The sequence below is a fragment of the bacterium genome (genome assembly GCA_040755795.1).
Classification (GTDB): Bacteria; UBA9089; CG2-30-40-21; order CG2-30-40-21; family SBAY01; genus JBFLXS01.
Genome location: JBFLXS010000236.1, coordinates 1 through 6,235 on the forward strand (window position 1 = coordinate 1; position 6,235 = coordinate 6,235).

Below are 6,235 nucleotides of genomic sequence, written 5' to 3' on the forward strand. Positions count from 1 at the left end.
CCTATATCATTATAGTCAACTAAATTATTACCTACATCCAACGCCTTTATCTTAACATTAAACGGTATCCCATTAACTTTAGGTGAGTCAATCTTATCAAATTCAAAATGGTCTAATGGAGAAATAGCTTTAGCATTAACTTTAACTTCATTGACATCAAATAATATAGGCTGGCTATTTATATTTAGCATCTTAGTCATGCGATGTGTTGTCGGATTAAAATCAAAAGTGAGATAAGTTATGCCTGGATTCTTTACTTTAAATTCAATCTCAGCTAATATACCACTCTCAGATACCTTTCCTTCTAATAATCCAGCGGCATAATCTACCGTGCCAACTCCAAATTGAGATTTAATCACCGGAAGACCTATATTACCGGTAGTCAGATTAATTACTTCTAAAAGATTAGGGTCAAAGGAGAATTGTACCTGACAGGCGGCTAAATCTTCCACCTCTTCAAGCATCACCCTGACACTAAATGTAGCACCTACAAATGTATCAACTACATTAGGGTTAAATATTAGTTTAGTTTTAGCAAGTTTTCCAGGTAGTTTAACTGGTGGAGCAGGTGCTGGCGGTGCAGGAGCAGGTGATGGTTGTGTCTTAAAGAAACTATTTCGTAAAATCATAGCGTCATCTATATTTATCCTATCATCTCCATTATAATCCGATTCCTCGTTCCATCTTTCATCTCCTATTACTGAAAGATAGGCACTTCGTAAGACCATAAAATCCTCAATATCTACTACCCCATCATTATTAGAATCACCATTTAAAAGGATAAGCGTAGCCACTTGCGTCTTTGTTCCAGGATAAACTACTATCCCGGTAATAGTCCCGGGAGATACACCTGATGTATCGGCTTGCAAGGTATAACTCCCCGGGATAACCTCCGGAAATGTATAATAACCGCCTATCCCGGTACTTGTTGTTCCTACGCCGGCAAGGGTAATTGAAATGCCGGCATTAGTGCCTGTATCCTTTGGTGGGTCAATGATGACATATCCTTCCATACTGCCATATTCGAAGATAGTGACAGTGCCTCCATAGGTAGTAACTGGAATAGGTTGATTATCACTATCTTTAAGCACTGTGTAACGGTTATCAGGTTTATCAAAGACAAAGGAGATAGTAGCAGTCCCTGGTGCTTTAGCCTTAAATCTAATCCTGGCTAATATCCCTGAGCCAGTGGCGGTATTAGTAGCAGGGACTAAAATCAGGCTATAGGCAATCTGTCCTGTAGTATTAGTAGCACCGGCATAAAGTAATGATGCCTGTGGAGGGAAATCTCCTTGAGTAATTTGTATGCCCTCTTCTGCTGGATTATCATCTAATACCTCTAAACGATTATGGTCAAAGTCAAGGAATACATCAAGTCCAGCTAAATTCACTACATCTTTTAACCAGATATCTAAACCAAATTCATCATTTTTAGCAACGATTTTTGTTTTGGGCTCAATCTCTAATCGTGTACTGCATAATACATTAAAGAAGGCTGTAGCAGATACCAGAGTCTTTAACCCAGTAGCAGTAACAGTCTTCGTCCCTCGTACCATTAAAGGAAAAGTAAAGGTAGTAGAAAAAGTCCCCGCATCACTGGCAATAGAAGTAGCAATAGAGCGAATAGTGCCAAAATGTATCACTATATCCTCAGTTTTTCCATAACCATTACCAGCAATTGTAACTGTCATACCAACTGTGCCTTCAGTAGGTGTGAGTAAACTAATATTTGGCAATACGAAGAAAGTAGCATGAGCCTTTGAACCAGAAGTAAGACCTGTAGCAATAATTGTAGTAGTACCATAAGGTTGGGTATCAATAGTAAAAACAGTGGTAAATGTACCTGATGCATTAGTAATAATACTGGTGATAGTACGAATAGTACCAAAATCTATTCTGATTACTTCTGTTGCTCCAAAGTCAGTACCCACTACTGTAACAAGTGTCCCAACTTGACCAGCGGTAGGAGAAACTAAGATAATTGGTAGAGGGAAATGGTAACTCAGGGTAATATTATGAATCATTGGAGTTTGAGATAAGTCTGTGGTTGAAAGGATACCTCTTAATTGAATATATTTGGAATTGGAATTTGGGATTGCAGTGCTATTGGTAACAAGATTCCATTCTGACCAATTTTCATCAGGAATAGGTGTATTACCAATCCTTACTTCTATCACTATATTAGTATTGGGTGGTTTTGTTTCTGTCCATGATATTATATCCCAATCTAAAGTGTTAGTTGTGCTACCAAAAACAGAGGAGGTAAAAGTTCCTATTGTGAAACGCGTAGCAATATTTTCAATACTCCAGGATTTTCCACTTACTGCACCAATCATAAGGTCAAAGTCTCCGTCACCATCTAAATCACAAAAAGCAGGTTTTGTTTCTCCTCCCACATAGGGTGTATTCCAATCAGACTTATCTCTCCAAATAGGATTTGTCTTACTGCCTATATTTTCATAGGCACAGGGGCTACCATCCCTTTGACCAATCATAAGGTCAAAGTCTCCATCACCATCTAAATCACAAAAAGCAGGTTTTGCGCCCCATCCATAGCCTCCCACACGAGGACCATCCCAAGCAGGCTTTGCTGTCCAAATAGGGTTTGTACTGTTACCTGTATTTTCATAAGCAAAGGAGTTACCGTAATCATCACCAATCAATAGATCATAGTCTCCATCACCATCTAAATCACAAATGGTAGGACTTGGCCATTCACCTACATTTATGACATTCCAGGATATCTTTGCTGTCCAAATAGGATTGGCATTGTTACCTATATTCTCATAGGCATAACAATTACCATCCTTTGACCCAATTAAAAGGTCATAGTCTCCATCATTATCTAAATCACAAAAGGCAGGACATGGTTGATATCCTACATCTGGAGTATTCCAGACAGGCTTTGCTGTCCAAATAGGGTTTGTATTGCTCCCTGTATTTTCATAAGCAATAGTATAAATCATAAGATCATAATCTCTATCATTATCTAAATCACAAAAAATAGGTTTTGCCCTATCGTGTACATCTGGACCATCCCAACCAGGTTTATGTTCCCAAATAGGGTTTGAATTACTCCCTGTATTTTCATAAGCAAAGGAGATACCATATCCTTCACCAATCAAAAGGTCATAGTCTCCATCATTGTCTAAGTCACAAAAGGCAGGATTTGCACCACTTCCTACATCTGGACCATTCCAGTTAGGCATTTCTGTCCAAATAGGGTTTGTCTTACTCCCTGTATTTTTATAAGCATAGGAGATGCCATTTACCATTACCTCACCAATCAACAGATCATAGTCCCCATCATTGTCTAAGTCACAAAAGGCAGGACTTGCATTCCATCCTATATCTGGGGCATTCCATGCAGGCTTTGTTGTCCAAACAGGATTTGTTTTGTTACCTGTATTCTCATAAGCACAGGAGGTACCGTATCCTTCACCAATCAAAAGGTCATAGTCTTCATCATTGTCTAAGTCACAAAAGGCAGGATTTGCGTACTGTCCTACATCTGGAGAATTCCATGCAGACTTTGCTGTCCAAGTAGGATTTATATTATTACCTGTATTTTCATAAGCATAGGAGATACCACATTCTTCACCAATTAAAAGATCATAGTCTCCATCATTGTCTAAATCACAAAAGGTAGGACTTGCATACCGCCCTACATTTGGAGCATTCCATGCAGACTTTGTTGTCCAAATAGGGTTTATATTGCTACCTGCATTCTCATAGGCATAACAGTTACCATTAGATTCACCAATCAAGAGGTCATAGTCTCCATCATTGTCTAAGTCACAAAAGGCAGGACTTGCATAATATCCTACATCCGGAGCATTCCAGGAACTCCAATACCAGTTTGCCTCTACAGTAGCCAATTTTAAATCTACATCCTTAGAAACCATGTAAATCTCCATAGGTAATACCCCACAAGTTACTTGCTCCTGCTTTCCTCTCATAAAATCCCCTAAGGTAGTTAGTGTCCATGTATTTGCCTTTACCTCACCAGAAAACAGAAACCAAAAACCAACAAGTAAAGAATAAATTATCATTTGTATCCGATATATCATAATTCTCTTCCTCCTCCTATTTAAAAATAAAGACTTTTGTAAGGTCAGAAATTCCTTGCAATATTTATATCTCAACTACTTTTTTCTTGAAAATTCTTCTTATATTTTCTCTTTTTTTATTAATTCTAATTGAATTATATATTCCCCATTTACCTTTTGCCAATGAATTCCATCAGAAGAAAAATAGGATCTTCCATAATTATAATAATTATCGATGGGTATTTTTAACGAATTTTGTGTACTCCTAATAACAATACTATTTAATCCTTTTTTTAGAATATCACTATTAAACTGGACTCTTATCGTTTGAAAGAATGAAGATGAATCAACATTTATTTTCTGAGTATCGTATCCATTAATATTAAAAATTATCTCATTTTTATCCACCCCAAAATACCCTGTAATACATGCTTGGTTGAAATTAGTAGTCTCTTTATCTATTATAAATTCTTTTTTAACCCTTTTACCCATAGGATCCAAAGTAATTAATGTATCTTCATACCTATCATTATTATCTTTAATAATAAGTCTATCATTTCCTTCAACATATATCCCTTTAGGGTGAGTAATGCAAATAATTTTATCCATATTTATAAATAATATTAATGTGAGCAATGCTATAAAAGAGTAAAATAAATTCCAATATTTTCTTTCTCTTAAATTTTCCCACCAATTAACACACATAAAACCACCATATATTATGAGAAAAGGAACTATCGGAGCACGATACCTTCCATGAATTACCATAATTATTACTGAAAAACTATATCCTATAATAAATAAATTAAGTAATAATGTTTTTTTTAACAGCCGCTTAAAAGAAAAGAGTATTCCATATAGGCCCAATATAGATATAATGTCAAAATTAAATATAAATGGAGCTTTTAATAAAGGAGAAAAGAGTCTTCCCTGAAAGTACCATACTTGGTGTGGAACATCCCATTTCCCCCAAAATAAATATATCTTCGTCCCAAGTAGACAGAGATAATCTATTGGTTTTTCCCTAATAAATTTTAATACATCTCTGATATAGAATTTCTCACCCTCTTCTTTTATCTTCTTTTCCAGACTAATCAAATCTTCATAACTACTAAAATAACCTAAAGAATCTTCATGATTACCTATCCAAAAATTAAAAGGACCACTTGTTGTGATTAAAACAAATCTTCCTGAATCAATGTAATTCTTAATAGTAATTGGAGAAATAGTAGCAAAACAGGCTAAAAGAACAATAGCACATCTTTGTAATCTTCTTTTTATTACTTCCTCTTTCAACTCTAATAATATCCATAAAAGAACAAATGGAAGAAAAAGAATAGTATTAGGTTGAGAAAGAGTCGCCAGTCCTAATAACATACCTCCAATGATAAATCTTTTATTTGATTTTCTCTCCCTTGCTTGAAGAAAAAACCAAACAGAAGTAACACATAAAAATGTAGTTAAACTTATTGATAAAAGTACTCCTTCATAATATATAAGATACCCACATAAGGCATAAAGCAAAAGAGAAATTATCGCTACTTTTTTATTGAATATTGTTTTAGCGATAAAATATGTTACTAAACCAGCAATAATTCCTAATAGTACTTGAATTAGTCTTATTGTAAATAGGTTATGTCCAAATAGATAATAATTTAAGGCTAAGAAATAATAATATAAAGGATTATAATAAAATGGCCCTTTTATAGGATTACCATTAAGTATCTCCAGAGCAGCTTTATCATACATACCCATATCTGTTCCTGCATCAGGGGAGTAAAATTCAGGATAATTACTTTGCATTTGCAAAAGATGAATTAGCCGAAGAACAAAAGCAAGAACAAGGATACTTGCTATAATATAATTCTCTCTTTTAAATAATCGATTCTTTAAGGAATCTTTAATTATTATTTTTTGATTAATTTTCTTTATCTTCTTTTTCTTCTTCCCCATATCTCCACCTCATCTCTTATCAATTATACCACTCCTTTCTTTCCTCTGTCAACACAAAAAACCATCTTAAATTGTCAAAGAACAAAGTTGTAAATAGGTCTGCATTAAAATTTGTAACTGTTCACCGCCGAAGCACAGAGTCCGCGGAGATATTATTATCCTCCTGGTTTCCTCTCTGTATCTCTGCGTCTCTGCGGTTCATTTTCTTATCCCTAATAGTTCCAAAAACAATT

The 6,235-nt window shown here is 35.2% G+C and carries 2 protein-coding genes; both read right to left on the minus strand.

The annotated features are described in order from the left end of the window. The coding region (locus AB1414_13615; protein MEW6608459.1) for an FG-GAP-like repeat-containing protein at positions 1-4,070 on the minus strand (4,070 nt) is incomplete at its 3' end. Positions 4,071-4,169: 99 nt separating this feature from the next. Then, positions 4,170-6,002 carry a glycosyltransferase family 39 protein gene (locus AB1414_13620; GenBank protein MEW6608460.1) on the minus strand — a complete coding sequence of 611 codons (1,833 nt, stop codon included), beginning with the start codon at positions 6,000-6,002 and terminating at the stop codon, positions 4,170-4,172. Positions 6,003-6,235 lie beyond the last annotated feature (233 nt).

What these genes read in the sequence shown, in the direction of transcription:
- AB1414_13620 (MEW6608460.1), bottom strand. Translation starts at nt 6,002, where the DNA reads ATGGGGAAGAAGAAAAAGAAGATAAAGAAAATTAATCAAAAAATAATA.